We start from the raw sequence: 24,553 nt of genomic DNA, 5'->3' as shown, positions 1-24,553 counted from the left end.
AAGGGGTGTGGGCGGCAAGCGTTGTCCCGGTCGAGTTCCGCTCCGGATACCCCGTCGTGCCCACACCCGTTCCTGAAAAGTGATTCACGAGCGAGGAGACGGCACCGCTCCGGGACGTATTGCTCTGAGATTGCCGAGACTTCACGGCGGCCTCGCCGGTATCGTTGAGCCGTGAACACGAATGCGACGCAGTACCGGCTCGAGGGCGATGGCGCGAACATCCAGGCGCTCCCGAAGATCTCGCTGCACGACCACCTCGACGGAGGGCTGCGTCCGCAGACCATCATCGAGCTCGCCGACGCCACCGGCGTCGACGTGCCCACGCAGGACGCCGACGAGCTCGGCACCTGGTTCGCCGAGAAGGCCGACTCCGGTTCGCTCGTCGACTACCTGAAGACCTTCGACCTCACCACCGCGGTCATGCAGACCCGCGAGGGCCTCACCAGGGTCGCCCGCGAGTTCGTCCAGGACCTCGCCGCAGACGGGGTGATCTACGGCGAGATCCGCTGGGCGCCCGAGCAGCACCTGGGCGGGGGGCTCGACCTCGACGAGGTCGTGGCCGCCGTGCAGGAGGGGCTCGACCAGGGCGTCGACGACGCCCGCGACGCCGGCCACGGCATTCGCACCGGGCAGCTCATCACGGCCATGCGGCACGCCGATCGCGGGCTCGAGATCGCCGAGCTCGCGGTGCGCCACCGAGACCGCGGCGTCGTCGGGTTCGACATCGCGGGCGCCGAGGCCGGGTTCCCGGCGAGCCGGCACCGCACCGCCTTCGACTACCTCGCGGGCCAGTACCTGCCCGTCACCGTGCACGCCGGCGAGGCCGACGGGCTCGAGTCGATCCGCAGCGCCCTCTTCGACGGCCGTGCCCTGCGCCTCGGCCACGGCGTGCGCCTGGCCGAAGACCTCGTCATCGAGCGCCAGGACGACGAGAACACCTACGTCTCGCTGGGCCCGATCGCGCAGTGGGTGCGCGACCGCGAGATCGCCCTCGAGCTCAGCCCGTCGTCGAACCTGCAGACGGGTGCGATCCAGGCATGGGGCGACGAGCTCGTCGACCACCCGTTCGACCTGCTCTACCAGCTCGGCTTCCGGGTCACGGTCAACCCCGACAACCGTCTTCAGAGCTCCACGAGCATCTCGCGCGAACTCGCGCTGCTGAGCGACGCCTTCGGCTACGACCTCGACGACATCGAGACCTTCCAGCTGAACGCGGTCGCGGCCACCTTCCTCCCGCTCGACGACCGCGACGAGCTCGCCGAACTCATCGGAGAGGGCTTCGACGAGGCCTGATCGGATGCCGCGGGCCGGGCGTCTCCGCTCCGACCGCGCTCGACGACCACCGCGACGCCCCACACCCTGCGCCCCGAGCGCTGAAACGGAACCACCCATGACCACACCGTCGCTTCCCGACGTCGCCGTGCACCTCGGCGCGCACGTCGACGACTGGCGCCAGGCGGTCCGCGAGGCGGGTCGTGCGCTCGCCCGCTCCGGCTCCACGCGGGCCGAGTACACCGACCGCATGATCGCCGTCATCGAGGAGTTCGGCGCCTACGTGGTCGTCGCGCCGGGGCTCGCGCTGGCCCACGCCCGCCCGGGGCCCGACGTGCTCCGAGAGGGGCTCTCGGTCGTGACGCTCGCCGCACCGGTCGAGTTCGGCCACCCCCACAACGATCCCGTGAGCGTGGTCATCGGCCTCGCCGTCGCGAACGCCGAGGAGCACGTCGCCTCGGTCGCCCGGCTCGCGAACGTCTTCAACGACGAGCAGGTCATCGCCCGCATCGCCGGCGCGGCCTCTGCCGACGAGGTGCGGCAGCTGCTCGGCATGGGCCGCTCCGACGAATCGGAGCACCGATCATGAGGATCATCGCCGTCTGCGGGTCGGGCATCGGCACCTCCGCCATCCTCAAGCTGAACGCCGAGCGCGCGCTCGGTCGCCTCGGGCTGTCGGCCGTGGTCGACGCGAGCGATCTCGAATCCGTCGCGGTCGCGGCATCCGACGCCCAGGTGGTGCTCACCTCGACGGAGCTCGCGGGCGCCGTGCGGGCCGCGCTCGGGCGCAACCACGCCGAGATCATCGAGGTCGTGAACTACTTCGACGTCGATGAGATCGGCGGCAAGCTCGAGGCCTCGCTGGGCTGAGGCCGGGCGGCGCTCACGCGATGAGTTCGCGCATGCCGCCCTCGAGCGCCTCGAGCGTCGCGGATGCCGCAGCGCGGCGCTCCGCGACCGTGCCGTCGTGCGCGGCGGCGTCGAGGTAGACCTTGAGCTTCGGCTCGGTTCCGCTGGGGCGCACCATGATGCGCGCGCCACCCTGCATGACGAAGCGCAGGACGTCGCTCGGCGCGAGGGACCCGAACCCGTGCGAGAGGTCCTCGATGCGCTCGACGCGGACGCCGCCGACCGATGCGGGCGGCTCGGCGCGCAGACGGGCCATGACGGCGCCGATGCGGCTGAGATCGGTGACGCGGATCGAGATCTGGCCCGAGAGGTGGCATCCGAATCGCTCGACGAACTCGTCGAGGTGGTCGGCGACGGTGCGGCCGTTCGCGCGCAGTTCCGCGGTGAGGGAGAGGAACGCGACGGCGGCCGAGATGCCGTCCTTGTCACGTACCGTGCCGGGGTTCACGAGGTAGCCGAGGGCCTCCTCGAAGCCGAACACGAGGTTCGGCGCCCGCGAGATCCACTTGAAGCCGGTCAGGGTCGCCTCGAAGTCGAGGTCGTAGGCGTCGGCGATCTCGGCCAGCCCGGGGGAGGAGACGATCGAGCACGCGAGCGTGCCCGCGGGGCCCGAATCGCCCGACGCGCCCGCGGCCTGACGTGCGGCACGCCAGCCGAGCAGCAGGCCGACCTCGTTGCCGGTGAGACGCCGATACCCCTCTGAGACGCCCGGGTCGGGGATCGCGATCGCGAGCCGGTCGGCGTCGGGGTCGTTCGCGACGATGAGGTCGGCGTCGACCTCGCGGGCGCGGGCGAACGAGAGATCCATCGCGCCGGGCTCCTCGGGGTTCGGGAACGCGACGGTCGGGAACGCGGCGTCGGGCGCGATCTGCGCGTCGACGAGGGTGGGGGCGTCGAACCCGGCGTCGGCGAGCACGCGCGCGGCGGTCTCCCAGCCGACACCGTGCATGGCGGTGTAGACGACCTTGGGCTGCGCGGCCGGAGCATGCCCGGCCTCGAGCGCGGTGCGCTGCACGTAGGTGTCGACGACCGAGTCGTCGGCGGTCTCGTAGGCACCGCGCGGCAGGTCGAGCACGGGCGTCGTGGCGGCGACGCCGGCGATGTGCGCCGCGATCTCGGCGTCGGCGGGCGACACGATCTGCGAGCCGTGGTCACGGCCGCCGAGGTAGACCTTGTAGCCGTTGTCGTTCGGCGGGTTGTGCGAGGCGGTGACCATGACGCCCGCGGACATGCCGAGATGCCGCACCGCGAACGCGAGCACCGGGGTCGGCAGGAGCCGCGGCAGCAGGACGGCGCGCACGCCCGCGCCCGCGAGGATCTCGGCGGTGTCCCTCGCGAACACCGCGGAGTTGCGCCGGCCGTCGTAGCCGATGACGGCCGACGGGGTCTCGTCGGTCGCGCGTTCGAGCAGGTAGGCGGCGAGCCCTGCGGCGGCCTGCGACACGAGCACCCGGTTCATGCGGTTCGGCCCGGCGGCGATCTCGCCGCGCAGCCCCGCCGTGCCGAACGCGAGCCGCTGGTCGAACCGGTCGGCGAGATCCGCGGATGCCGCGGCGTCGCCCGCCTGCACCCTCGCGATGAGCTGCTCGAGTTCGGCGCGCGTCTCGGGGTCGGGGTCCTGCGCGATCCACGCGTCGGCCTGCGCGATGCGGTCGCGATCGGCGTCGGACGTGCTCAGGGCGTCTGGCTGCGGCATCCGGGATCTCCTAGAGCTCTGCGACGATCTTCGCCAGCAGCGACGAGATCACCGGTTCGGCCAGGCGCCCGGCCTCGATGACCTCTTCGTGGCTGAGCGGCGTCTGCTGGATGCCGGCGGCGAGATTGGTGATGAGGCTCATGCCGAGTACCTCCATGCCGGCCTGGCGGGCGGCGATGGCCTCGAGCGCGGTCGACATGCCGACGATGTGGCCGCCGATCGTCTTCGCCATCTGCACCTCGGCGGGCGTCTCGTAGTGCGGGCCGCGGAACTGGCAGTAGACGCCCTCGTCGAGGCCGGGGTCGACGGTGCGCGCGAGCTCGCGCAGCCGCGTCGAGTACAGGTCGGTCAGGTCGATGAAGGTGGCGCCCTCGAGCGGCGAGTCCGCCGTGAGGTTGATGTGGTCGCTGATGAGCACCGGGGTGCCGGGCTTCCAGTGGTCCTTGATGCCGCCGGCCCCGTTCGTGAGGATCATCGTCGTCGCACCCGCCGCGGCGGCGGTGCGGACGGAATGCACGACCCGGCGCACGCCGTGCCCCTCGTAGTAGTGCGTTCGGGCGCCGATCACGAGGGCGTGCTTGCCGCTCGGCAGCAGCACCGAACGCAGCGTGCCGACGTGGCCCTCGAGCGCGGGCTTGGAGAAGCCGGGCACCTCGGTGGCCGCGATCGTGTGCGTCGTCTCGCCGATGAGCTCGGCGGCCCGGCCCCAGCCGCTGCCGAGGGTGAGCGCGACGTCGTGACGTTCGACGCCGGTGAGCTCGGCGATGCGGGCCGCGGCGTCGGCCGCGACGGCGAAGGGGTCTGCTGCGGGGTCGCCGAGCACGTTTGCATGCGTCATCCCACCACTCTAATGAGCGAGCGGATGCCGCGGCGGGATCGTGCTCGTGTGAGGGTGCGCGCACCCGTACTGGCAGAATATGAGCATGGCCTACGAGTTCGAGCGCACCCAACGCATCGCCGTCCTCGGAGGCGGGCCCGGAGGCTACGAGGCCGCGCTCGCCGGAGCCCAGCTCGGCGCCGAGGTCACCCTCATCGAACGCGCCGGCGTCGGCGGCTCGGCCGTGCTCACCGACGTGGTGCCGTCGAAGTCGCTCATCGCCACCGCCGAGGCGTCGAACGCGGTCAAGGAGGCCGCCGACCTCGGCGTCCAGTTCTACGCCAAGGGCGACGCCGAGAAGGCCGTCAAGCCGAACGTGGCCATCAACCTCGCCGCGGTCAACAAGCGGCTGCTCGGCCTCGCGGCGCAGCAGTCCGACGACATGCGCTCGAACCTCATCGACGCCGGCGTGCACCTCGTGCACGGCGAGGGCCGCCTCGACGGACCCAACGCGGTCATCGTCGCGACCGCGAAGGGCGGCACCGACTTCGACCGCATCGAGGCCGACACGCTCGTCGTCTCGGTCGGCGCGACGCCCCGCGTGCTCGGCACCGCCGTCCCCGACGGGGAGCGCATCCTGACGTGGACCCAGCTCTACCACCTGCAGCAGGTGCCCGAGCACCTCATCGTCGTCGGATCCGGCGTCACCGGTGCCGAGTTCGCCTCCGCCTACCGTGCCCTCGGCGCGAAGGTGACGCTCATCTCGAGCCGTGACCAGGTGCTTCCGGGCGAAGACGCCGACGCGGCATCCGTCATCGAGAAGGTCTTCAAGCGCCACGGCATGAAGGTCCTGAACAAGTCGCGCGCCGAGTCGGTCGTGCGCGACGGCGACGAGGTCGTCGCGACGCTCTCCGACGGGCGCGAGGTGCGCGGCTCGCACTGCCTCATGGCCGTCGGCTCCGTGCCGAACACGGGCGACCTCGGGCTCGAGCAGGCCGGCGTCCAGCTCTCGGACTCGGGCCACATCCGCGTCAACCGGGTCGCCCGCACGTCGATGCCGAACATCTACGCGGCCGGCGACTGCACGACCTTCCCCCCGCTCGCCTCGGTCGCCTCGATGCAGGGCCGCACCGCCGTGTTCCACGCCATGGGCGACATCGTGAACCCGCCCGAGCTGCGCAACATCACCTCGAACATCTTCACGCAGCCCGAGATCGCCGCCGTCGGCTGGACGCAGCGCGAGATCGAGGAGGGCGTGGTGCCCGGCGTCGTCTACAAGCTGCCGCTCGCCTCGAACCCGCGCGCGAAGATGATGGGCATCCGCGACGGCTTCGTGAAGCTCTTCGCATCGAGCGGGTCGGGCGCCATCATCGGCGGGGTCATCGTCGCGCCCAAGGCATCCGAGCTCATCTTCCCGCTCGCGCTCGCCGTCGAGCACCGGCTCACGGTCGACCAGTTCGCCGAGGCGTTCCCCGTGTACCCGTCGCTCAGCGGTTCGCTGACCGACGCGGCGCGCGCGATGCACGTCGTGCGCTGATCGCGTCGGCGTCGGCGTCGCTTCCGTTCTGCATTTCACTTTTCAGGAGGGGGTGTGGGCGCGCGGGGTGCTCCCGCGGCCCGACGCGGGTCGATGGCCTCGCCTCCCCACACCCCCTCCTGAAAAGTGAAACGAACGGAGACGCGACTCCTCCTCGACAAGGGCGGATGCCGCGGCGCCGACCTCGATCTTGCGAGAGGGCCGACTTCGGTGCCGCTGGCCCCGCAGGCTCGTCATGTGGAATCGATCATCGACGTGCTCGCCGAACACGGCGGCATCGCGACGCGGCGTCAGCTCATCGACCGCGGAATCACCGGCATGCAGCTTTCGGTCGCCGTGAAGCTCGGCGAGATCGGGCGGGTTCGCCGCGCCCACTACGCCACCCACGACGTCGATCTCGACCGGCGCGCCGCCGTGCGCGTGGGCGGGCGTCTCGGGTGTCGCAGCGCGCTCGCCGCGATGGGACTGTGGTCAGGGCTCTCCGGTGGGTGCGTGCACGTCAGCCTGCCGCACAACGCCGCTCGCCTGCGCACCCGGTCGCCGCTGTCCGTGACGGACCGGCCAGGGGCCGACGAGGTCGTCATGCCCGATCGCTTCGGAGTCCCCGTCCGCCTGCACTGGTGCGACGGGCGATTCGGCCACCGACGCGACGACGAATCCGCGTGGCGAGTCGACGTCCGGACCGCGCTCGCCGAGATGGCGGGCTGCGCCGACCGTCGAGATATCCGGGCGGCATTCGAATCGGCGGTGCACGCCGGGTCGCTCACGCTCGACGAGGCGCAGCTGCTGGTCGACCGGGCCTCCGACCCCGAAGCCGAGCCGATGCATCTGAGCGCGCGATCCGGTTCGGGTGCGGAGTCGCACCTCGTCGAAGAGCTCATCGAGCAGGGACTGGCCTTCGAACAACAGGTCGACCTCGAGGGCGTGGGCCGGGTGGACTTTTTGGTCGACGGATGTCTCGTGGTCGAGATCGACGGCTATCGCTTCCACCGGACGCGCCGACAGTTCGAGTTCGACCGGCAGCGCGATGCGGCGGCATTGAGGCTCGGGCTGCCGACGCTGAGGATCCCGGCGCGGGTGCTGCTGCGGCATCCGGATCGTGCGTCCGCGATGCTTCGCGACGCCATCGCCGGCGTTCGTGCGCTACGCGCCTGACGATCGACCTGTCGCGCGCGCTCGAACTGAACGGGTGCTTTCACTTTTCAGGAGAGGGTGTGGGCGCGCGGGGGCACCGCGGCGTGGAATGCGCCGAGATCGCCGCCCGTGCCCACACCCCCTCCTGAAAAAGGAGGAAGAAGCTCAGGCGTCGGCGATCGAGAGGAGCAGGTGGCCGCTCGACACGGTCGCGCCGGCCTCGGCGTTGACGATGCCGACGACGCCGTCCTTGTGGGCGACGATGGGCTGCTCCATCTTCATGGCCTCGAGCACGAGCACGAGGTCGCCCTTGACGACCTTGTCGCCCTCGGCGACGGCCACCTTGACGACCGTGGCCTGCATGGGCGCCTTCACGGCGTCGCCGGTCGCGGTGCCCGCGACGTGCGAGGCGGTGCGACGGCGTGGCACGGCTCCGGCCGTCGCCGTCGCGGAGGACGCCGAGGCGCCCGCCAGCTTCGCGGGCAGCGTGACCTCGATGCGGCGTCCGCCGACCTCGACGACGAGGTTGGTGCGGGCGGCCGCCGGCGCGGCCTCGGCGATCTCGCCCGTCCAGGGCTCGAGGCGGTTGTCGTACTCGGTCTCGATCCAGCGGGTGTAGATCGAGAACGGCTCGTCTCCGGCGGGGGCGAAGGCCTCGTTGCCGACGATGTCGCGGTGGAACGGCAGCACGGTGGGCAGGCCGTTGACCTCGAACTCGTCGAGGGCGCGGCGTGCTCGCTCGAGCGCGTCCTTTCGGGTCGCTCCGGTGACGATGAGCTTCGCGAGCAGCGAGTCGAACGCGCCCGAGATGACGTCGCCGCTCGTCACGCCGGAGTCGACGCGGACGCCGGGGCCGCCGGGGAAACGGATCTGGTGCACCGGACCGGGGGCGGGGAGGAAGTTGCGGCCCGGGTCCTCGCCGTTGATGCGGAACTCGATCGAGTGGCCCACCGCGACCGGGTCGGCGTAGTCGAGCACGCCGCCCTCGGCGATGCGGAACTGCTCGCGCACGAGGTCGATGCCGGTGACCTCCTCGGAGACCGGGTGCTCGACCTGCAGGCGCGTGTTGACCTCGAGGAACGAGACGGTGCCGTCCTGGCCGATCAGGAACTCGCAGGTGCCGGCGCCGACGTAGCCGACCTCCTTCAGGATCGCCTTCGACGACGTGTACAGCGCCTCGGTCTGCGCGTCGGTGAGGAACGGCGCGGGCGCCTCCTCGACGAGCTTCTGGTGGCGTCGCTGCAGCGAGCAGTCGCGGGTCGAGATGACGACGACGTTGCCGTGGGCGTCGGCGAGGCACTGGGTCTCGACGTGGCGGGGCTTGTCGAGGTATTTCTCGACGAAGCACTCGCCGCGGCCGAACGCCGCGACGGCCTCGCGGGTCGCCGAGTCGAACAGCTCGGGCACCTCTTCGCGGGTGCGGGCGACCTTGAGCCCGCGTCCGCCGCCGCCGAAGGCCGCCTTGATCGCGACGGGCAGCCCGTGCACGTCGACGAAGTCGAGCACCTCGGAGGCGTCGGCCACCGGGTTCAGCGTGCCGGGTGCGAGGGGCGCTCCGACCTTCTCGGCCACGTGGCGCGCCGAGACCTTGTCGCCGAGGCGCTCGATGGCCTCGGGGGACGGACCGATCCAGACGAGGCCGGCGGCGATGACCGCGCGGGCGAAGTCGGGGTTCTCGGCTAGGAAGCCGTAGCCGGGGTGCACCGCGTCGGCGCCCGAGCGGCGGGCGATCGAGAGGATCTTGTCGACGACGAGGTACGTCTCGGCGCTCGTCGAGCCCTCGAGGGCGTAGGCCTCGTCGGCGAGCTTCGAGTGGCGCGCGTCGCGGTCCTGGTCGGCGTAGATCGCGACGGACGCGATTCCGGCGTCGCGGGCGGCGCGGATGATGCGGACGGCGATCTCCCCGCGGTTGGCGATGAGGACCTTGGTGATACGCGGCATGCCTCTCAGCCTATTCACGGATCGCGCGTTGCCTTTGGATCAGGTCGACAAGAAAGGTGCTCGACCCTTTCGGGTGTCGACAAAGACCCGAGCCGCGCGGCGCGCTCAGACCCGGTTCCAGAGCGACGTCCATGCGACGCCGAGCTCGCGCACGAGGTCGCGCAGGGTCGAGAGCGACAGGCCGACGACCGTCGACGGGTCGCCCTCGACCCGCCGGATGAAGGGTCCGCCGAGGCTGTCGACGGTGAACGCGCCGGCGACGAGCAGCGGCTCGCCCGAGGCGACGTAGGCGTCGATCTCGGCCTCGTCGAGGGTCGCGAAGCGCACGGTCGCGACATCCGCCCGCCCGACGGCGCCCCGCACGCGCCCGCCGCGGTGGTCGATGAGCCAGTGCCCCGACCAGAGGTCTCCGTGCGAGCCGTTCTGCTCGAGCCAGCGGGCCTTCGCGACCTCGGGCAGGTGCGGCTTGCCGTGGATGCGCCCGTCGACGAGGAACGCCGAGTCGCCGCCGAGGATGAGGCCGTCGATCGGCTCCCCGTCGACGTCGGCGCCGACGACGGCCTCGGCCTTGGCCTGCGCGAGCAGCTGCACGAGCTCGTGCGCGTCGAGGGGGCGCCCGCGCTCGGTCTCGACCGCGGCGACGGCGGCCTCCTCGTCGACGCCGGGCGAGATCGCGACGGGTTCGATGCCGGCCGCGCGGAGCGTCGCCAGGCGGGCGGGGGAGGTCGAGGCGAGGTAGAGGCGCATCCCCCCATCCTGCCGTTCACAGGCGGCCTGTGGAATGCTCGATGCATGCCCCGACCGCCGCGCTCCGACCGTCCGAACCACGCCAGGCGGGGCGGGCGACCCGCTCGACGCCCGAACGCGGCCGAGCAGGCCGGGGCGCCCGCGCCGAAGGGGAGCGCGCGAGGTCGCGCGCCGGCCCCCATCCGCACCGACGGCCCCGTGCTCGAGCTCGAGGTCGAGCGCATCGCCCACGGCGGCATCGCGGTCGCGCACCACGAGGGCCGCGTCGTCTTCGTCGCCGACGCCATCCCGGGCGAGCGGGTGCGGGCGAGGGTCTCCGACACCGCCCATGAGCGTTTCTGGCGGGCCGACACCGTCGAGGTGCTCGAGGCATCCGCCGATCGCCGCGAGCACGTCTGGGCCGAGGCATCCGTCGACCGCGCCCCCGAACGCCGCGCCGGCGGGGCCGAGTTCGGCCACATCGCCGATGAACGCCAGCGCGCCCTGAAGGCCGAGGTGCTGCGCGACGCGCTGTCGAGGTTCGGCGGGGTCGAGCGCGACGTCGTCGTGCAGGCCGTCGATCCGGCGCTCGCACCCGGTGCGCGGGCCGACGGCACGGGGTGGCGCACGCGCGTGCGGCTGCACGTGGCCGCCGACGGCGCCGTCGGACCGTACGCCGCACGCAGCCACACGGTCGTGCCCGTGGCATCCGTCCCGCTCGCGGTCGACGAGCTGGCCGCGCTCGCGCCGTTGTCCGAGCGCTTCCCGGGCGCGGTCTCGATCGACCTCGTGGCCCCGAGCGGCGCCGACCCGCAACTGGTCGTCTCCGACGGCGAGCGGATGCCTCGTGGCGAGCGTCCGGTCACCAGCGAGGTCGTCGGCGACCGGCGCTTCACCGTCGACCGCGACGGATTCTGGCAGGTGCACCGCGGGGCCGCGGCGACGCTCACGAAGGCCGTGCAGGCCGCCGTCGACGCCGACCGCTTCGATCCGCGGGCCGCGAACCTCGACCTCTACGGCGGCGTCGGCCTGCTGGCCGCGGCGATCGGCGACCGGTTCGGCGACACGGTGCGCATCACGAGCGTCGAGTCCGACGAACGCGCGACCGGGCACGCCGGCGCGAACCTGGCGGACTGGGTCGGGGCCCGCGCGCTCACGGCACGGGTCGACCGCTTCCTCGCCGAGCTCGAGGCCGACGCCTCCGCGGGGGAGCGCGCCCGACTCCGCGAGGCGACCGTCGTGCTCGACCCGCCGCGGTCGGGCGCCGGCCGCGACGTCGTCGACCGCCTCGCCGCGCTCCGCCCCGCCCAGCTCGTCTACGTCGCCTGCGATCCCGTCGCGCTCGCCCGGGACGTCGGGCTCCTCCGGCGCCAGGGGTACGAGCTCGAGCACCTCGAGGCCTTCGACCTCTTCCCGAACACGCACCATGTCGAGGCCGTCGCCCGACTGGCCGCTATCGTGTGACTGACGGAAGGGGTGCCGTGCCGGGACCAGCAGATGACACGGTCGCGACGGTCGCGATCGTCGACGACCACGAGGCCGTCCGCCTCGGACTGCGTGCGGCGTGCCGCGACGCGGGCTACGACGTCGTGGCCGACACGGCCGACGTCCGTTCGCTGCTCGCCGCCCTCGCCTCGCTCGATCGCGGCCGATGCGACGTGGTCGTGCTCGACCTCTCGCTCGGCGACGGGTCGAGCGTCACCGACAACGTGCGCTCGGTGCTCGCGACCGGCAGCGCCGTGCTCGTGCACAGCATCGCCGACCGGGTCGCCGCCGTGCGCGAGGCGCTCGCCGCGGGCGCCGCGGGCGTGATCCCGAAGGCGTCGCCGATGTCGGCCGTGATCGCGGCCATCGCGACGGTCGCCAGGGGCGACGTCCTGAACAACGTCGAGTGGGCCAGCGCGATCGAGGCCGATCGCGAGTTCGCGAAGGCGCAGCTCGGTCGGCGCGAGCACGACGTGCTGCACCTGTACGCGTCGGGGCTGCCGTTGAAGGCGGTCGCGGTGCAGCTCGGCATCGCCCATTCCACGGCGCGGGAGTACCTCGACCGCATCCGTGCCAAGTACGTGGAGGTCGGGCGTCCGGCGCCGACCAAGGTCGACCTGCTGCGGCGCGCCGTCGAAGACGGCATCCTCCCCGGGCTCGACGGTGACGGCGGGGATGCCCGCCGCTGAGGCGCGTCTCGCGCGTGAGACGACGCGGCGTCGCACCGCGGTCACGCGCGAACAGGTCGAGACGGTCGCGGCTCGCGCGCTGGGCACGTTCGGCATCGTCTTCGGCGCGCAGGCGTTGCCGCTGGCCCTCGCCCAGAGCACGGGCCTGCGCCCCGGAGCGGGGGTCGCGCTCGTCGCGGTGCTCTACGGATCCATCCTGGCGGTGGCCCTCGCCGCGGCGACCAAGGTCGCCGTGCGCAGCGCGGCGCTCGTCTTCGCGGTGCTCTACGCCGGAGCGATCCTCGCGTGGCCGCTCATCGTGGTCGACCTCGAGGTGGTGGCCGACTCGCCGCCGTGGCTGTACTTCCTGTGCACGGTGGCGACGACCGCGGCGGTCGTCGCCCTGCCCACGATGTGGGCCGTCGCCTACACGGTGCTCGTCCCGGCCATGTACGGCGTCGTGCGCCTGCTCCCCGCGGGCGGCGGGGCGTCGGTCAGCCTCGCGATCCTCGACGCCGTGTACGCCCTCATCCTCGGTGCGGTGGTGCTCATCATCGTCACCATGCTCCGCAATGCCGCGCGCGCCGTCGACGTCGCCCAGGAGGCTGCGCTCGAACGGTACGAGTCGGCGGTGCGCCAGCACGCCTCCGAGCTCGAACGCGCCAAGGTCGACGCCCTCGTGCACGACAGCGTGCTGACCACGCTCCTGTCGGCCGCCGCCGCGAACGCGCCCGACGAGCAGGCCCTCGCGGCGCGCATGGCACGCGACGCAGTGCGCCGGCTCGACCAGGCGGGCGTCGGCTGGCCGCAGACCGGCGACCGCGTCGGCCTGCCGCATCTCGTGCGCCGGCTGCGTGCGGCGCTCGCGACCTTCGCCGTGGCGTTCACGGTGCGGGTCGTGAACACGGGCGGCGTCGAGATCCCGGTCGAGGCCGCCGACGCGCTCTCCACGGCGGCCGTGCAGGCGATGGTCAACAGCATGCAGCACGCCGAGGACGGCGAGCGCGTGGTGCGCCGCGAGGTCAGGGTGCGCGGCATCCGCACGGGCGGCTGCGCCATCGAGATCGCCGACACGGGCGTCGGGTTCGACGTGGAGCAGATCCCCGCGGAGCGGCTCGGCGTCCGCGTCTCGATCATCGAGCGGATGGCGAACGCCGGCGGCGCGGCGCGCATCGACTCGGCGGTGGGGCGCGGCACGACCGTGACCCTGCTCTGGCCCGCGGGCGTGGAGGCCGACCGATGATCGCGATCCCGCGCTGGCTGCTCCTCGTGCTCGCCGCCCTCTTCTCGGCGTACCACGTGATGCTCGCGGTCACCTCGATCCGGGTGCCGGCCAGCCCGTGGCCCACGGCGGCGGCCCTCGTGCTCTACGTCGTCGCGACCGTCGCGAGCCTGACGGTCGGCTCGCGCGCCCGCATGCCCGACTGGCTGGCGGCGTTCGACCTCGCGGTCTGCATCGTCATGCCGCTGCTCGTGACCAGTCAGCTCGACCCGTCGGCGTCCAACGGGTACGCCACCTGGTACGTCGCCGCCGTCGGGACCCTCATGACGATCGCCGCCGCGCGCCGGCAGATCCTCGCCGCCTGGCTGGGCGTCATCGCGCTCGCGGTGCAGACGATCGTGTGGGCCGGTCCGCTCGCGCTCGGCGAGCTCGGGGTGATCGGCAGCATCGCGTGGGTCGCGATCGCGCACATGCTCGCCGCCGCGCTCGGCACCGCGGCGCGGGAGACCCGCCGCTACGCGCAGGCGGAACGCGAGGCGGCCGAGTGGCAGGCCGCGCAGGACGCGCACGTCTTCGAGGGTCGTGAGCGCCTCGCCCAGACGAACCGCATCGCGGCGCCCATGCTGCGTCGCATCGCCGATCGCGGCGGAGTGCTCACCCCGCTGCAACGGCGCGAGTGCCGCATCCTCGAGGCGGCCATCCGGGACGAGATCCGGGGGCGGATGCTCCTGACCGACGACGTGCGCGCACAGGTGCACCGCGCACGCGAGCGCGGTGCGACGGTCACCCTGCTCGACGAGGGCGGCATCGACGACCTCGCCGACGTCGAGCGCGAGCGCGTGCTGCGGCGGCTCGCGGAGGCGATCGCGTCCTCGGGCGCCGACCGCATCATCGCCCGCACGGCCGCCGAGACGTCCGCGGCCGCCGTGACGGTGGTCGGCCTCGTCGAGCCCGCGCCGGGCGAGGTGCTCGAGGATCCCGACGACCTCGACGTGGAGTTCTGGCTCGAGATCCCGCGCGAGGCCTGAGCCCCGGCCGCGCGAACTGCCGGCCGCGCGAACTGCCGGCCGCGCCTGCTGCGGGAGGCGCCTGCTGCGGGAGGCGCCTGCTGCAGGAAACGAGGCGCCATCCCCGCCCTGAGAGGGGGATGCCTCCCGGTTTCCTGCACGGCGCACGGGCGGCCCGCCCGCGGACATGAAGGTGGGGGGCCGATCGATGATCGACCCCCCATCAAGCCCGAGTCACGGCGACAACCCGAATATCGCCCTGACTCGCCCCCAACCACTCGTCGGTTACCCGACCGACGAGGGTGGCGGCTCCCTGAGGGAGCCTGCACGACAATCCTCACAAACCCGATCGGTCCTCGACAGTCGGCACTTCGGGGGACACCCACGGGGGACATCCGCCGACCGGGTTGCTCGATTCGGAGTTTCGGCGACACGCCGTCGGTCGGGTCGGTGAAATGCGGCGGGTCGCGGAAATCTCCGAATCCGGCAGACGCGCGGATGCCGCAGAGCGCGCGGATGCCGCAGGGCGGGCGGATGCCGCAGACGGGCGGATGCGGCAGAGCGCGCGGATGCCGCAGGACTACGCCCCGGCCCGGTCCCATCGCCCGCCGCGCGGGTCGAACGCGCTGAGCGAGCCGGAGCTACGCACCCAGGCGCCGCGGCGGGGATCGGCGGGCGCCGCGGCATCCGCCTGCGCGTCGACGGCGGCGACGAGCACCGCGGTGACCGCGGCCGCCTCCTCGTCGGTGACGTCGCGCGTGATGAACCGGATGGACGCGGCCCGCGCCGCGGCATCCGCTTCGGTGGTGTCTACGTGTCGCATGCTCGTGCCCCTTACAGCGGGATGTTGCCGTGCTTCTTGGGCGGCAGGCTCGCGCGCTTGGTGCGCAGCGACCGCAGGGCCTTCAGCACGGCCACGCGGGTGGCGGCGGGCTCGATGACGCCGTCGAGCTCGCCGCGCTCGGCGGCGAGGAACGGGCTGGCGACGTTGTACGTGTACTCGTTCGCGAGCTTCGTGCGCACGGCGGCGACGTCTTCACCGGCTTCTTCAGCCCGCTTGATCTCGCCGCGGTAGAGGATGTTGACGGCGCCCTGCCCGCCCATGACGGCGATCTCGGCCGTGGGCCAGGCGAGGTTGATGTCGGCGCCGAGCTGCTTGGAGCCCATGACGATGTACGCGCCGCCGTAGGCCTTGCGGGTGATGACGGTCACGAGCGGCACGGTCGCCTCGGCGTAGGCGTAGAGGAGCTTCGCGCCGCGGCGGATGACGCCCGTCCACTCCTGGTCGGTGCCGGGCAGGTAGCCGGGCACGTCGACGAGGGTGAGGATCGGGATCGAGAACGCGTCGCAGAAGCGCACGAAGCGCGAGGCCTTCTCGCCGGCGGCGATGTTCAGCGTCCCGGCCATCTGGCTGGGCTGGTTCGCGATGATGCCGACGGAGCGGCCCTCGACGCGCGCGAACCCGATGACGATGTTCGGCGCGAACAGCGGCTGCACCTCGAGGAAGTCGCCGTTGTCGACGACGCCCTCGATGACGGCGTGCATGTCGTAGGGCTGGTTGGGCGAGTCGGGGATCACGGTGTTGAGCCGCAGGTCGTCGTCGGTGACCTCGAGCTCGGCCTCGGTGTCGTACACCGGGGCATCCGTCATGTTGTTGTCGGGCAGGAAGGAGATGAGCGTGCGCGCGTAGTCGAGTGCGTCGGACTCGTCGCTCGCGAGGTAGTGCGCGACGCCCGAGACCGAGTTGTGGGTCAGCGCGCCGCCGAGCTCCTCCATGCCGACGTCTTCGCCGGTGACGGTCTTGATGACGTCGGGGCCGGTGACGAACATCTGGCTGGTCTTGTCGACCATGATGACGAAGTCGGTGAGCGCGGGGGAGTAGACGGCGCCGCCCGCGGCGGGGCCGCACACGATCGAGATCTGCGGGATGACGCCGGATGCCGCGGTGTTGCGGCGGAAGATCTCGCCGTACTTGCCGAGGGCGACCACGCCCTCCTGGATGCGCGCGCCGCCCGAGTCGAGGATGCCGATGATGGGCACGCCGGTCTTGATGGCGAGCTCCATGACCTTGATGATCTTCTCGCCCGCGACCTCACCGAGGGATCCGCCGAAGATCGTGAAGTCCTGCGAGTACACGGCGACCTGGCGGCCGTGGATCGTGCCGGTGCCGGTGACGACCGCGTCGCCGTAGGGGCGCTTGCCCTCCATGCCGAACGCGTGGGTGCGGTGGCGCACGAACTCGTCGAGCTCGACGAACGAGCCGGGGTCGAGCAGTTCGGCGATGCGCTCGCGGGCGGTCATCTTGCCCTTGGCATGCTGCTTCTCGATCGCGGCCTCGCCGCTGGCGGTCACGGCTTCGTGGTAGCGCAGCTTGAGGTCGGCGAGCTTTCCCGCCGTGGTGGACAGGTCGGGGCCGTCAGTCGCTTCGGTCACGCGCTTCACTCTACCGGCGTGCATCCGGCCGACTTCGTTGAGGGATTCCTACAAATCGCGGCCGTGCAATGGTGTCTTCCCCCGGGTGGCCTTTGGGAGACTGTCGGCATGGACCTTCCGAAGTCTCGCGCCGTCGCGCCCCGCCTCGAGTTCCTCGACACCGCGACCTCGACGAACGATCTGCTCCGCGAGGCCGCGAACGGGGCGGATGCCGCGGGGTGGCCGCACGGCTCCGTGATCGTCACCGACGACCAGACGAGCGGTCGCGGCCGGCTCGGGCGCACATGGCTGGCGCCGACGGGCAAGACGCTCGCGATCTCGGTGCTGCTGCGGCCGGGCGACGCGGGCTCGGCGCTTCCGGCCGAGGCGTACGGATGGATCCCGCTCATCGCCGGCGCGGCGATGACCGAGGCCGTGACCCGCGCCGTCGACGCGGCGCGCCCGGCCGAGCCCGAAGACCCCGAAGACGTGTCGGGCGGGGTCGACGTGCGCCTGAAGTGGCCCAACGACGTGCTCGTGTCGGGCTACAAGGTGTGCGGCATCCTCTCCGAGCTGCTGCCCGAGTCGGGTGCCGTCGTCGTGGGCGCCGGCCTCAACCTCACGCTCGACGAGCACGACCTCCCGACGCTGACGTCGACCTCGCTCCTGCTCGCCACCGGGGTGCGCCCCGATGCCGATGCGGTGCTCGCCGACTACCTCGGCACGCTGTCGCGGTTGTTCGCCGAGTTCGCGGCGTCCGGAGGGGATGCGGATGCCTCCGGCGTCGCCGCGACGGTCTCCTCGCTGTGCGGCACCCTCGGTTCCGAGGTCCGGGTCGAGCTCCCGGGCGATCGCGAGCTGATCGGATCCGCCGAGCGGCTCGACGCCGACGGGCGGCTCGTCGTCCGAGACCGGGAGAACGGCGAGGAGCAGGCTGTCGCCGCCGGGGATGTCACGCACCTGCGGTATTAATGGGCGTATGACGAGGGGGGCCGAGACACGTGCGGGCCGGCGGTCCGCGAAGTCGGGCGCGCCCGCTCCGGCCCGGGCGCAGCCGCCCTCGGCCCGGGCGTCGGCCCCCGGATCCGCTCCGCTCCCGGGCGGCGCGACGGGTGCGCCCGGGTACACCGGCGCCGTCGTGTCCGACGTCCCCGAGCGGGTCGTCGCCCGGGTCCGCCGCCACGCGAGGGTGCTCGCGCTCCCGGCGGTGCTCCTCATCGCGGTCGCGGGCGCGACGACCTATGCGGTGGGCGTGCTCGACGAGGCCTGGCAGGTGCTCGCCGCGCTCGCCGGAGCCGCTCTCCTCGTGGTCCTCGGCTGCCTGCTGCCCTTCCTCGCGTGGCTGACACGGCGCGCGACCATCACGACGAGGCGCGTCATCCTGCGCCACGGCGTCTTCTCGCGGGTCCGCCAGGAACTGCTGAACAGCCGGGGCACCGACGTCGACGTGCGGGCCGGCTGGGTGCAGTCGATGTTCGGTTCCGGCGACGTGCGCATCAACACGGGCCACGACCGGGTGCTCGTCATCAAGGACGCGCCGCGCGCCGAGCTCGTGCAGGCCGCCCTGCAGGAGCTCATGGATCCGGCCAGCCCCGCCGCTCGCGAGCATCGGCGGGCGATGCGCGAGGCGCCCGACGGCGACACCGTCTCGTGGGGCGGCCGCTGAGGTCCGAGACCCCGTTCGCACGCCGCACTCGGTTTCGGGGCGTAACGTAGAACGTCTGACTCGCGCGCCCCCGAGCGCGAGCGGACCTATGGAGGTTTCCCGTGGACGAATGCAGGCACGGTTTCGAAGCTGGAATGTGCGCCACGTGCTTTCCTCCGCCCGAGCCCGCACCCAAGCCGGCGGTCGCCGCCGTGCGCACGCCGCGTTCGTCGATCGGCATCGGCGGCACGGTCACGCGCACGCGTCGCGCGCCGGCCCGCGTGGCCGGCACCCGCGGCGGCGTGCAGGCCGAGCTCGCGCCGGTCGACCCGAAGACGGTGCGCATCTACCACGTGACGCACATCGAGAACCTCGCGTCGATCCTCGGCGAGGGCGCGATCCTCGCGGATGCCGCGGGCGCGACGCCCGAGGTCGACGTGGCCGCCCCCGCCGCCCGGGAGTTCCGCCGCTCCGCCCCCGTCGAGGGCACCGAGCAGGTCGTCGCCGACTACGTGCCGTTCCTCCTCTCGACCGACGCGCACTTCTGGGAGGCGCTGCGCACGGGCTCGCCCGATCCCCGTCTCGCCGCCGAGGCCGTCTCCCGCCCGGCATCCGACCACGTGCTGTTCGTGACCGACATCGCCGCGGCCGTCGGAGCCCGCACCGAGACCGTCGGCGCGGTCGCGATCACCGAGAAGGATGTCGCCGCCCTCGGCTCGGTCTCGGCGACCGAGTGGTCCGACGTGCTCCGTTCGCTGCGTCGCCTGCACCGCGACGACGAGGGCGCGCAGCTGCTCGCCGCGGAGTTCCTGGTGCGCGAGTGCCTGCCGGTCGAGCGCGTGCGCCTCATCGCCGTCGCGAACGACCGCGTGCGCGACCGCGTCAAGTCGGCGCTCGACGCCGTCGGGCTCGCGACGCGCGTCGCCGTGTACCCGCCGTGGTTCCAGCCCGCGGGCGGTCAGGCCGTCGAGGACTGATCGGTCGGGGCATCCGCCTCGCCCGGTTCCTCGAAGAGGGTGCGCTGCGCCTCCTCGACCCTCGCGAGGTTCGACAGCCCGTCGGAGCGGTGGTGTCCGAACACCCAGTAGCGGTAGAGCACGAACCGGAACGCCGTGCCGAGCGCGAGTCCGACCACGTTCGTGGCGATGTTGTCGGCCACGAGGCTCGTGTAGCCGAGCCAGTGGTGGCTGATCCACAGGCAGCCGAGGGCGATGAGCATGCCGCCGATCGAGACGACGACGTACTCGCCGAACTCGCGCAGGTAATTGCGCCTGCGGTGGTTGCGGAACGTCCAGTACCGGTTGCCGAGCCAGTTGAACACGATCGCGACCGTCGTCGAGATGGTCTTCGCGCCGATCGCCGACTGCGCCCAGTGGTCGTCGCCGAAGACGCCGAGGCGCAGCAGATTGAAGAGCACCACGTCGATCACGAGGCCGATGAGGCCGACGACGCCGAACTTCAGCGCATAGGCGAGCAGGCCGTCCCAGGCGCGTGCGAGGGGTCCGCCCGACCGGGGTTCGCTCGTCGTTCGGCTGGACACCGGCACATCCTATGCCGTCGGATGCCGCCTAGACTGAACGGGTCATCGCCGCGCCTGCGGCCAGGCCCGGCCCACGGGCCGAATCGATCGTGATCAGAAGGAGCGACCGCGTGCGAGTCGGAGTGATCGGCGGCGGACAGCTCGCCCGGATGATGATCCCCGCGGCCATCGAACTCGGCATCGACATCCGAGTGCTCGCCGAGTCCGAGGGCATGTCAGCGGCCATCGCCGCCGACCGGGTGGGCGACTACACCGACCTCGAGACCGTGCTCGCGTTCGCGCGCGAGGTCGACGTGATCACGTTCGACCACGAGCACGTGCCCCAAGACGTGCTGCGCGGCCTCGTCGACGCCGGCGTCGCTGTGCATCCAGGCCCCGATCCGCTGCGCTTCGCGCAGGACAAGCTGCTCATGCGCGAGCGCCTCTCCGAGCTCGGACTCCCCGTGCCCGACTGGGCCCGGGTCGAGGACGCGGGCGAGCTCGACGCCTTCATCGAGGCGCACGGCGGCCGGGCGGTCGTGAAGACGCCGCGCGGCGGCTACGACGGCAAGGGCGTGCGCGTGGTCCGCAGCGCGGCCGAGGTGCACGAGTGGTTCGCGACCGTCGCCGAAGACGGCCGCGGCGGAGCCCTGCTCGTCGAGGAGCTCGTCGACTTCCGGCGCGAGCTCGCGCAGATGGTCGCCCGGCGTCCCTCCGGTGAGACCGTCGCGTGGCCGCTCGTCGAGACCGTGCAGGTCGGCGGCGTCTGCAGCGAGGTCATCGCCCCGGCGCCCCACTCGGCCGGCCGCATGTCCGACGTCGCCGCCGAGATCGCCTTCGCGGTCGCCGACGGGCTCGGCGTCACCGGCGTCATGGCGGTCGAGCTCTTCGAGACCACCGACGAGCGCATCCTCGTCAACGAACTCGCGATGCGCCCGCACAACAGCGGGCACTGGTCGATGGACGGCTCCACCACCGGACAGTTCGAGCAGCACCTGCGGGCCGTGCTCGACCTGCCGCTCGGCGGCACCGGCACGCACGCCGACTGGTCGGTCATGGTCAACGTGCTCGGCGGCCCCGCCGAGGGATCCCTCGCCGACCGCTACGAGCGCGCCCTCGCCGAGCACCCGACGGCGAAGCTGCACAATTACGGCAAGGCGCCCCGCCCCGGGCGCAAGGTCGGCCACGTCACGGTCGTCGGCGACGACCTCGACCAGGTCGTCTACGAGGCGCGCGCCGCCGCGGCGCAGTTCCAGGACTGACGCGCACGCCGTCGGCGGACGGGTCGGGCGGCCCGTGCGCGCCCTGCGGCGATCTGCCAGCCGGGCATCCTAAGATCGTCGGGTGACTGCAGCAACCGGCCCGCTCGTGGGCGTCGTGATGGGTTCCGACTCCGACTGGAACGTGATGCGCGAGGCATCCGCCGTGCTCGACGAATTCGGCGTCGCGCACGAGGTCGAGGTGCTCTCGGCGCACCGCACCCCCGAGAAGATGATCGCCTACGGCCAGCAGGCGGCCGCGCGCGGCATCAAGGTCATCATCGCGGGCGCCGGCGGCGCCGCGCACCTGCCCGGCATGCTCGCCTCGGTCACGACCCTGCCCGTGGTGGGCGTTCCCGTGCCGCTGGCGCGCCTCGACGGGCTCGATTCGCTGCTCTCGATCGTGCAGATGCCCGGCGGCATCCCGGTCGCGACCATGGCCATCGGCGGGGCGAAGAACGCCGGTCTCTACGCGGTGCGCGTGCTCGGGGCATCCGACCCCGCGCTCTCCGACGCGCTCGCCGAGTACGCCGCAGCCCTCGCCGACCTCGTCGAAGAGAAGAACGAACGGTTGAAGTCGACCCGATGACCCTCGCCGCAAGCCCGATCCGGTACCCCGATGCCGCCTCGCGCACGGTCATGACCCGTCGTGCCTGGTGGCTCGTCGGGTTGAACCTGCTCATCCCGGGCTCGGTGCAGGTGCTCACCGGCGACCGTCGCCTCGGCCGGTTCGGCCTGGGCGCGACGCTGACGCTCTGGACGCTGGCCGTGCTCGCCCTCGTGACGTGGCTCCTCTGGCCCACGGTGCTCTACTCGATCGTCTCGAACAGCATCGCGCTCTGGGTGCTCGCCGCGCTGCTCGTGTTCTACGCCGTGCTCTGGGTCGTGCTCACGCTCGACACCCTGCGGCTCGTGCGGCTCGTGAAGACCGCGCCCACCGCGCGACCCTGGGTGGCGCTGCTGTCGATCGCCGTCATGGTGTTCGTCTCGGGCACGGCCGCGTACGGGGCGTACGTCGCGACCACCGCGAGCGGGTTCCTGTCGTCGGTGTTCGTGGCCGGTCCGAGCCAGCCGCCGGTCGACGGCCGCTACAACATCCTCCTGCTCGGCGGCGACTCCGGCCCCGACCGCGAGGGCATGCGCCCCGACAGCATGAGCCTCGTGAGCATCGACGCCGACACCGGCCAGGCGGTCACGATCGGCCTGCCGCGCGACTTCGTCGACGTGCCGTTCCCCGAGGACTCGCCGCTGTACCAGGTGTACCCCGAGGGCTACGGCGCGATCGACGGCTGCGAGGTCGACGTCTGCCAGCTCAACTCCATCTACACCGAGGTCGAGCTCAAGTCGCCCGAGATGTACCCCGACGCCGTGTCGCAGGGCAGCGAGCCCGGCATCGAGGGCATGCGCGACGCCGTCGAGGGCATCACGGGCCTCACGGTCCAGTACTACGTGCTCATCGACATGCAGGGCTTCGAGCAGCTCATCGACGCGCTCGGCGGCATCGACATCAACGTCGAGACGCGCATCCCCATCGGCGGCGACGAGGACAACAACGGCGTCGACGGATGGATCGAGCCCGGCCAGCAGCACCTCGACGGCTACCACGCGCTCTGGTACGGCCGGGCGCGCTACGGCGTCGCGGGCGGCGACTACGAGCGCATGCAGCGCCAGCACAACCTCGAGGCGGCGATCCTGCAGCAGTTCACGCCCGCGACCGTGCTGACGAAGTTCCAGGGCATCGCGGCGGCCGGAGCCGACACGGTGAAGACCGACATCCCGCAGTCGATGCTCGGGTACTTCGTCGACCTCGGCATGAAGACGAAGGACCTGCCGATCATCACCGTGCCGCTGACGCCCGACAACGGCGTCGACTCGGCCGAGGACCCCGACTACGACTACGTGCGCCAGCTCATCGACGAGGCCCTCACGCCGGTGACGGCCGAGCCCGAAGAGGGCTGACCGGGCCGGACGTGCGTCGCGCGGTCGCGGCGAGTCAGCGCCGGGCATCCGCGCCGAGCCTCAGCGGTGAGCGTCCCACCGGCCCCCGAGGGGCGGATGCCACGGTTCGAGCGGGCTCAGAGGTCGGCGTGCAGCTGCCAGACGCGTTCGGCCGAGTCGCGCCAGCTGAACGCGCGGGCGCGGTCGGTCGAGGTCACCGAGAGGCGCTCGGCCACCGCGGGCTGCTCGACCACGGAGGTGACCGCGGCCGCGAGCCGGTCGGCGTAACCGCCGGAGCCGACCGTGACGGAGATGCCGGACTCGGCCGCGACCTCGAGATGAGTGGCCGTGTCGGAGTGGATGACCGGAACGCCGAGGCTGAACGCCTCGATGAGCCCGGTCGCCGGGGCGTCGTCGTGTGCGGGCGCGACGCATGCGGTCGCGCCGGACAGCACCACCGCGAGGTCGATCGGGTCGTCGCACTCGATCGCCCGCACCAGGCGGGGGTCGACCCCCGACTCCTCGGCGACGTTCGCGAGATGCACCTCGCCCCACGTCGACGGGCCGAGCACGACGAGCGGGATCTCGGGCACGCCGGGGCGGCCGAGCGCCTCGAGCAGGTCGATGACGCCCCTGCGCGGCTCGAGCGTGCCGCTCGTCACCAGGTACTGCGACGGGAGGCCGAGGCGGGTCGCGCGCAGCGAGGATTCGAGCGACGACGGGCGGGCGAGACCCGGCCGGGGCGCGGTGCCGATCACGCGCACGCGGTCGTCGAGGCGGGCCAGCTCGCCGAGGCGCTCGGCGAGCGCGTGCGTCGGCACGACGATCGCGTCGGCGTGCTTGCGGGCGCGCTTCAGCATCGACTTCGACCACGCCACCTGCGACGGCGGGAGCGACTCGGGATGCAGCCACGGCGAGAGGTCGTGGACGGTCACGACGACCTGGTCGCCGCTCACCGAGCGATCGTGCCGACGGAGCGGCGCGAACAGGCTCGGGGCGTGGATCATGCCGCCGCCGGGGGAGGTGGTGAGCCCGAGCTGCCAGGCGGCCGTGAGCTCGCGGCGCGCGAGCGACGTCTTGTAGAGCCCGGCCATGCCCGGGAAGAGCGCGTCGATGCGTTCGACCTCGGCGACGGACGGCGAGGAGACGATGCCCTCGACGTGGCATCCGGTCGGCGCGTTCGCGATCAGTGCCGAGGTGAGCGCTTGCGTGTAGACGCCGAGCGGGCCGGGAACGGGCGCGATCACCTGATCGACGATCATCCGGAGGGTGGTGGCCATGCAGCTCCTTCGTCGGCGGGTGGCAACCCTGCAAATCTACCCGTCGCACCCCTGCGAATCCGACGGGAAGCGGTGCCCATGGTCGG

Annotated in this window: 23 protein-coding genes; 15 read left to right on the top strand and 8 right to left on the bottom strand. The window is 72.3% G+C overall.

Features of this window, described 5'->3' with window-relative positions:
- Positions 1 to 171 precede the first annotated feature (171 nt).
- From GQQ92_RS11965 to GQQ92_RS11955, 3 genes are all read left to right on the top strand, one after another.
- On the top strand, positions 172 to 1,293 hold the full coding sequence (locus tag GQQ92_RS11965) for an adenosine deaminase (protein ID WP_156999526.1): 1,122 nt from the start codon (positions 172 to 174) through the stop codon (positions 1,291 to 1,293).
- Positions 1,294 to 1,390: 97 nt separating this feature from the next.
- Complete coding sequence (locus GQQ92_RS11960; RefSeq protein ID WP_156999525.1) at positions 1,391 to 1,861, top strand: PTS sugar transporter subunit IIA; 471 nt, start codon at positions 1,391 to 1,393, stop codon at positions 1,859 to 1,861.
- A complete protein-coding gene (locus GQQ92_RS11955) occupies positions 1,858 to 2,142 on the top strand; it encodes a PTS sugar transporter subunit IIB (protein WP_156999524.1) in 285 nt (94 codons plus the stop codon). The genes GQQ92_RS11960 and GQQ92_RS11955 overlap by 4 nt, the downstream gene beginning before the upstream one ends.
- Before the next feature lie 13 nt (positions 2,143 to 2,155).
- On the opposite strand, the gene GQQ92_RS11950 is transcribed toward GQQ92_RS11955, so the two are convergent.
- Together GQQ92_RS11950 and GQQ92_RS11945 are read right to left on the bottom strand one after the other, a co-directional pair.
- The gene (locus GQQ92_RS11950; protein WP_156999523.1) at positions 2,156 to 3,877 is read right to left on the bottom strand and encodes a phospho-sugar mutase; all 1,722 of its coding nucleotides are present in this window, start codon (positions 3,875 to 3,877) and stop codon (positions 2,156 to 2,158) included.
- A gap of 10 nt (positions 3,878 to 3,887) precedes the next feature.
- Positions 3,888 to 4,715, bottom strand: coding sequence for a purine-nucleoside phosphorylase (locus GQQ92_RS11945; protein ID WP_156999522.1), 828 nt, complete (start codon positions 4,713 to 4,715; stop codon positions 3,888 to 3,890).
- Positions 4,716 to 4,800: 85 nt separating this feature from the next.
- On the opposite strand from GQQ92_RS11945, the gene GQQ92_RS11940 reads away from it, so the two are divergent.
- A complete protein-coding gene (locus GQQ92_RS11940) occupies positions 4,801 to 6,231 on the top strand; it encodes an NAD(P)H-quinone dehydrogenase (RefSeq protein ID WP_156999521.1) in 1,431 nt (476 codons plus the stop codon).
- 237 nt (positions 6,232 to 6,468) lie between these two features.
- On the top strand, positions 6,469 to 7,386 hold the full coding sequence (locus GQQ92_RS11935) for a type IV toxin-antitoxin system AbiEi family antitoxin domain-containing protein (RefSeq protein WP_156999520.1): 918 nt from the start codon (positions 6,469 to 6,471) through the stop codon (positions 7,384 to 7,386).
- Between the two features lie 144 nt (positions 7,387 to 7,530).
- Here GQQ92_RS11935 and GQQ92_RS11930 read toward each other — a convergent pair whose 3' ends face one another.
- Positions 7,531 to 9,306: an acetyl/propionyl/methylcrotonyl-CoA carboxylase subunit alpha gene (locus tag GQQ92_RS11930; protein WP_156999519.1), complete on the bottom strand. Its 1,776-nt coding sequence runs from the start codon at positions 9,304 to 9,306 to the stop codon at positions 7,531 to 7,533.
- A gap of 105 nt (positions 9,307 to 9,411) precedes the next feature.
- Positions 9,412 to 10,053 (bottom strand): Maf family protein, encoded by a 642-nt coding sequence (locus tag GQQ92_RS11925; RefSeq protein ID WP_156999518.1) that lies wholly within the window; start codon positions 10,051 to 10,053, stop codon positions 9,412 to 9,414.
- Positions 10,054 to 10,098: 45 nt separating this feature from the next.
- Here GQQ92_RS11925 and GQQ92_RS11920 point away from each other — a divergent pair, with 45 nt between their 5' ends.
- Genes GQQ92_RS11920 through GQQ92_RS11905 form a run of 4 tightly spaced genes read left to right on the top strand, consistent with a single transcriptional unit; the run spans position 10,099 to position 14,435 of the window.
- Entirely contained in the window at positions 10,099 to 11,496 is a 1,398-nt protein-coding gene (locus GQQ92_RS11920) for a class I SAM-dependent RNA methyltransferase (RefSeq protein WP_156999517.1), read from the top strand.
- Positions 11,497 to 11,513: 17 nt separating this feature from the next.
- Positions 11,514 to 12,206, top strand: coding sequence for a response regulator transcription factor (locus GQQ92_RS11915; RefSeq protein WP_232057665.1), 693 nt, complete (start codon positions 11,514 to 11,516; stop codon positions 12,204 to 12,206).
- The gene (locus GQQ92_RS11910; protein ID WP_156999515.1) at positions 12,193 to 13,428 is read left to right on the top strand and encodes a sensor histidine kinase; all 1,236 of its coding nucleotides are present in this window, start codon (positions 12,193 to 12,195) and stop codon (positions 13,426 to 13,428) included. The genes GQQ92_RS11915 and GQQ92_RS11910 overlap by 14 nt, the downstream gene beginning before the upstream one ends.
- Positions 13,425 to 14,435 carry a hypothetical protein gene (locus GQQ92_RS11905; RefSeq protein WP_156999514.1) on the top strand — a complete coding sequence of 337 codons (1,011 nt, stop codon included), beginning with the start codon at positions 13,425 to 13,427 and terminating at the stop codon, positions 14,433 to 14,435. Before GQQ92_RS11910 ends, GQQ92_RS11905 begins: the two co-directional genes overlap by 4 nt.
- Before the next feature lie 559 nt (positions 14,436 to 14,994).
- On the opposite strand, the gene GQQ92_RS11900 is transcribed toward GQQ92_RS11905, so the two are convergent.
- Both GQQ92_RS11900 and GQQ92_RS11895 read right to left on the bottom strand, forming a co-directional pair.
- Positions 14,995 to 15,237: an acyl-CoA carboxylase epsilon subunit gene (locus GQQ92_RS11900; protein WP_156999513.1), complete on the bottom strand. Its 243-nt coding sequence runs from the start codon at positions 15,235 to 15,237 to the stop codon at positions 14,995 to 14,997.
- Positions 15,238 to 15,248: 11 nt separating this feature from the next.
- Entirely contained in the window at positions 15,249 to 16,871 is a 1,623-nt protein-coding gene (locus tag GQQ92_RS11895) for an acyl-CoA carboxylase subunit beta (protein ID WP_156999512.1), read from the bottom strand.
- Between the two features lie 84 nt (positions 16,872 to 16,955).
- On the opposite strand from GQQ92_RS11895, the gene GQQ92_RS11890 reads away from it, so the two are divergent.
- The 3 genes from GQQ92_RS11890 to GQQ92_RS11880 all read left to right on the top strand — a co-directional run bounded on the left by GQQ92_RS11890 (position 16,956) and on the right by GQQ92_RS11880 (position 19,448).
- Positions 16,956 to 17,798 carry a biotin--[acetyl-CoA-carboxylase] ligase gene (locus tag GQQ92_RS11890; RefSeq protein ID WP_156999511.1) on the top strand — a complete coding sequence of 281 codons (843 nt, stop codon included), beginning with the start codon at positions 16,956 to 16,958 and terminating at the stop codon, positions 17,796 to 17,798.
- A 166-nt stretch (positions 17,799 to 17,964) separates the two neighbouring features.
- Positions 17,965 to 18,492, top strand: a complete 528-nt coding sequence (locus GQQ92_RS11885; protein WP_156999510.1) for a PH domain-containing protein — start codon at positions 17,965 to 17,967, stop codon at positions 18,490 to 18,492.
- Positions 18,493 to 18,626: 134 nt separating this feature from the next.
- On the top strand, positions 18,627 to 19,448 hold the full coding sequence (locus GQQ92_RS11880; RefSeq protein WP_156999509.1) for a DarT ssDNA thymidine ADP-ribosyltransferase family protein: 822 nt from the start codon (positions 18,627 to 18,629) through the stop codon (positions 19,446 to 19,448).
- Here the strand turns inward: GQQ92_RS11880 and GQQ92_RS11875 are convergent.
- On the bottom strand, positions 19,430 to 20,011 hold the full coding sequence (locus GQQ92_RS11875) for a GtrA family protein (RefSeq protein WP_232057664.1): 582 nt from the start codon (positions 20,009 to 20,011) through the stop codon (positions 19,430 to 19,432). The genes GQQ92_RS11880 and GQQ92_RS11875 overlap by 19 nt on opposite strands.
- Positions 20,012 to 20,121: 110 nt before the next feature.
- Between GQQ92_RS11875 and GQQ92_RS11870 the strand changes: the two genes are divergently transcribed.
- The 3 genes from GQQ92_RS11870 to GQQ92_RS11860 all read left to right on the top strand — a co-directional run bounded on the left by GQQ92_RS11870 (position 20,122) and on the right by GQQ92_RS11860 (position 23,208).
- Positions 20,122 to 21,252 carry a 5-(carboxyamino)imidazole ribonucleotide synthase gene (locus GQQ92_RS11870; RefSeq protein ID WP_269149177.1) on the top strand — a complete coding sequence of 377 codons (1,131 nt, stop codon included), beginning with the start codon at positions 20,122 to 20,124 and terminating at the stop codon, positions 21,250 to 21,252.
- Between the two features lie 118 nt (positions 21,253 to 21,370).
- Complete coding sequence (purE, locus tag GQQ92_RS11865) at positions 21,371 to 21,838, top strand: 5-(carboxyamino)imidazole ribonucleotide mutase (protein WP_197738234.1); 468 nt, start codon at positions 21,371 to 21,373, stop codon at positions 21,836 to 21,838.
- Complete coding sequence (locus tag GQQ92_RS11860) at positions 21,835 to 23,208, top strand: LCP family protein (RefSeq protein WP_156999507.1); 1,374 nt, start codon at positions 21,835 to 21,837, stop codon at positions 23,206 to 23,208. The genes purE and GQQ92_RS11860 overlap by 4 nt, the downstream gene beginning before the upstream one ends.
- 116 nt (positions 23,209 to 23,324) lie before the next feature.
- Here GQQ92_RS11860 and GQQ92_RS11855 read toward each other — a convergent pair whose 3' ends face one another.
- Complete coding sequence (locus tag GQQ92_RS11855; RefSeq protein WP_156999506.1) at positions 23,325 to 24,467, bottom strand: glycosyltransferase; 1,143 nt, start codon at positions 24,465 to 24,467, stop codon at positions 23,325 to 23,327.
- Positions 24,468 to 24,553 lie beyond the last annotated feature (86 nt).

It is taken from the genome of Agromyces terreus (assembly GCF_009749465.1).
Classification (GTDB): domain Bacteria; phylum Actinomycetota; class Actinomycetes; order Actinomycetales; family Microbacteriaceae; genus Agromyces; species Agromyces terreus.
Note: the sequence above shows the minus strand (reverse complement) of the source record. Positions and strands in the feature narration are given on the sequence as shown.

Coding starts and splice junctions, on each gene's coding strand:
- GQQ92_RS11960 (WP_156999525.1), top strand. CDS start 1,391: ATGACCACACCGTCGCTTCCCGACGTCGCCGTGCACCTCGGCGCGCAC.
- GQQ92_RS11955 (WP_156999524.1), top strand. CDS start 1,858: ATGAGGATCATCGCCGTCTGCGGGTCGGGCATCGGCACCTCCGCCATC.
- GQQ92_RS11950 (WP_156999523.1), bottom strand. CDS start 3,877: ATGCCGCAGCCAGACGCCCTGAGCACGTCCGACGCCGATCGCGACCGC.
- GQQ92_RS11945 (WP_156999522.1), bottom strand. CDS start 4,715: ATGACGCATGCAAACGTGCTCGGCGACCCCGCAGCAGACCCCTTCGCC.
- GQQ92_RS11940 (WP_156999521.1), top strand. CDS start 4,801: ATGGCCTACGAGTTCGAGCGCACCCAACGCATCGCCGTCCTCGGAGGC.
- GQQ92_RS11930 (WP_156999519.1), bottom strand. CDS start 9,306: ATGCCGCGTATCACCAAGGTCCTCATCGCCAACCGCGGGGAGATCGCC.
- GQQ92_RS11925 (WP_156999518.1), bottom strand. CDS start 10,053: ATGCGCCTCTACCTCGCCTCGACCTCCCCCGCCCGCCTGGCGACGCTC.
- GQQ92_RS11920 (WP_156999517.1), top strand. CDS start 10,099: ATGCCCCGACCGCCGCGCTCCGACCGTCCGAACCACGCCAGGCGGGGC.
- GQQ92_RS11910 (WP_156999515.1), top strand. CDS start 12,193: ATGCCCGCCGCTGAGGCGCGTCTCGCGCGTGAGACGACGCGGCGTCGC.
- GQQ92_RS11905 (WP_156999514.1), top strand. CDS start 13,425: ATGATCGCGATCCCGCGCTGGCTGCTCCTCGTGCTCGCCGCCCTCTTC.
- GQQ92_RS11900 (WP_156999513.1), bottom strand. CDS start 15,237: ATGCGACACGTAGACACCACCGAAGCGGATGCCGCGGCGCGGGCCGCG.
- GQQ92_RS11895 (WP_156999512.1), bottom strand. CDS start 16,871: ATGCACGCCGGTAGAGTGAAGCGCGTGACCGAAGCGACTGACGGCCCC.
- GQQ92_RS11890 (WP_156999511.1), top strand. CDS start 16,956: ATGGACCTTCCGAAGTCTCGCGCCGTCGCGCCCCGCCTCGAGTTCCTC.
- GQQ92_RS11880 (WP_156999509.1), top strand. CDS start 18,627: ATGTGCGCCACGTGCTTTCCTCCGCCCGAGCCCGCACCCAAGCCGGCG.
- purE (WP_197738234.1), top strand. CDS start 21,371: ATGGGTTCCGACTCCGACTGGAACGTGATGCGCGAGGCATCCGCCGTG.
- GQQ92_RS11860 (WP_156999507.1), top strand. CDS start 21,835: ATGACCCTCGCCGCAAGCCCGATCCGGTACCCCGATGCCGCCTCGCGC.
- GQQ92_RS11855 (WP_156999506.1), bottom strand. CDS start 24,467: ATGGCCACCACCCTCCGGATGATCGTCGATCAGGTGATCGCGCCCGTT.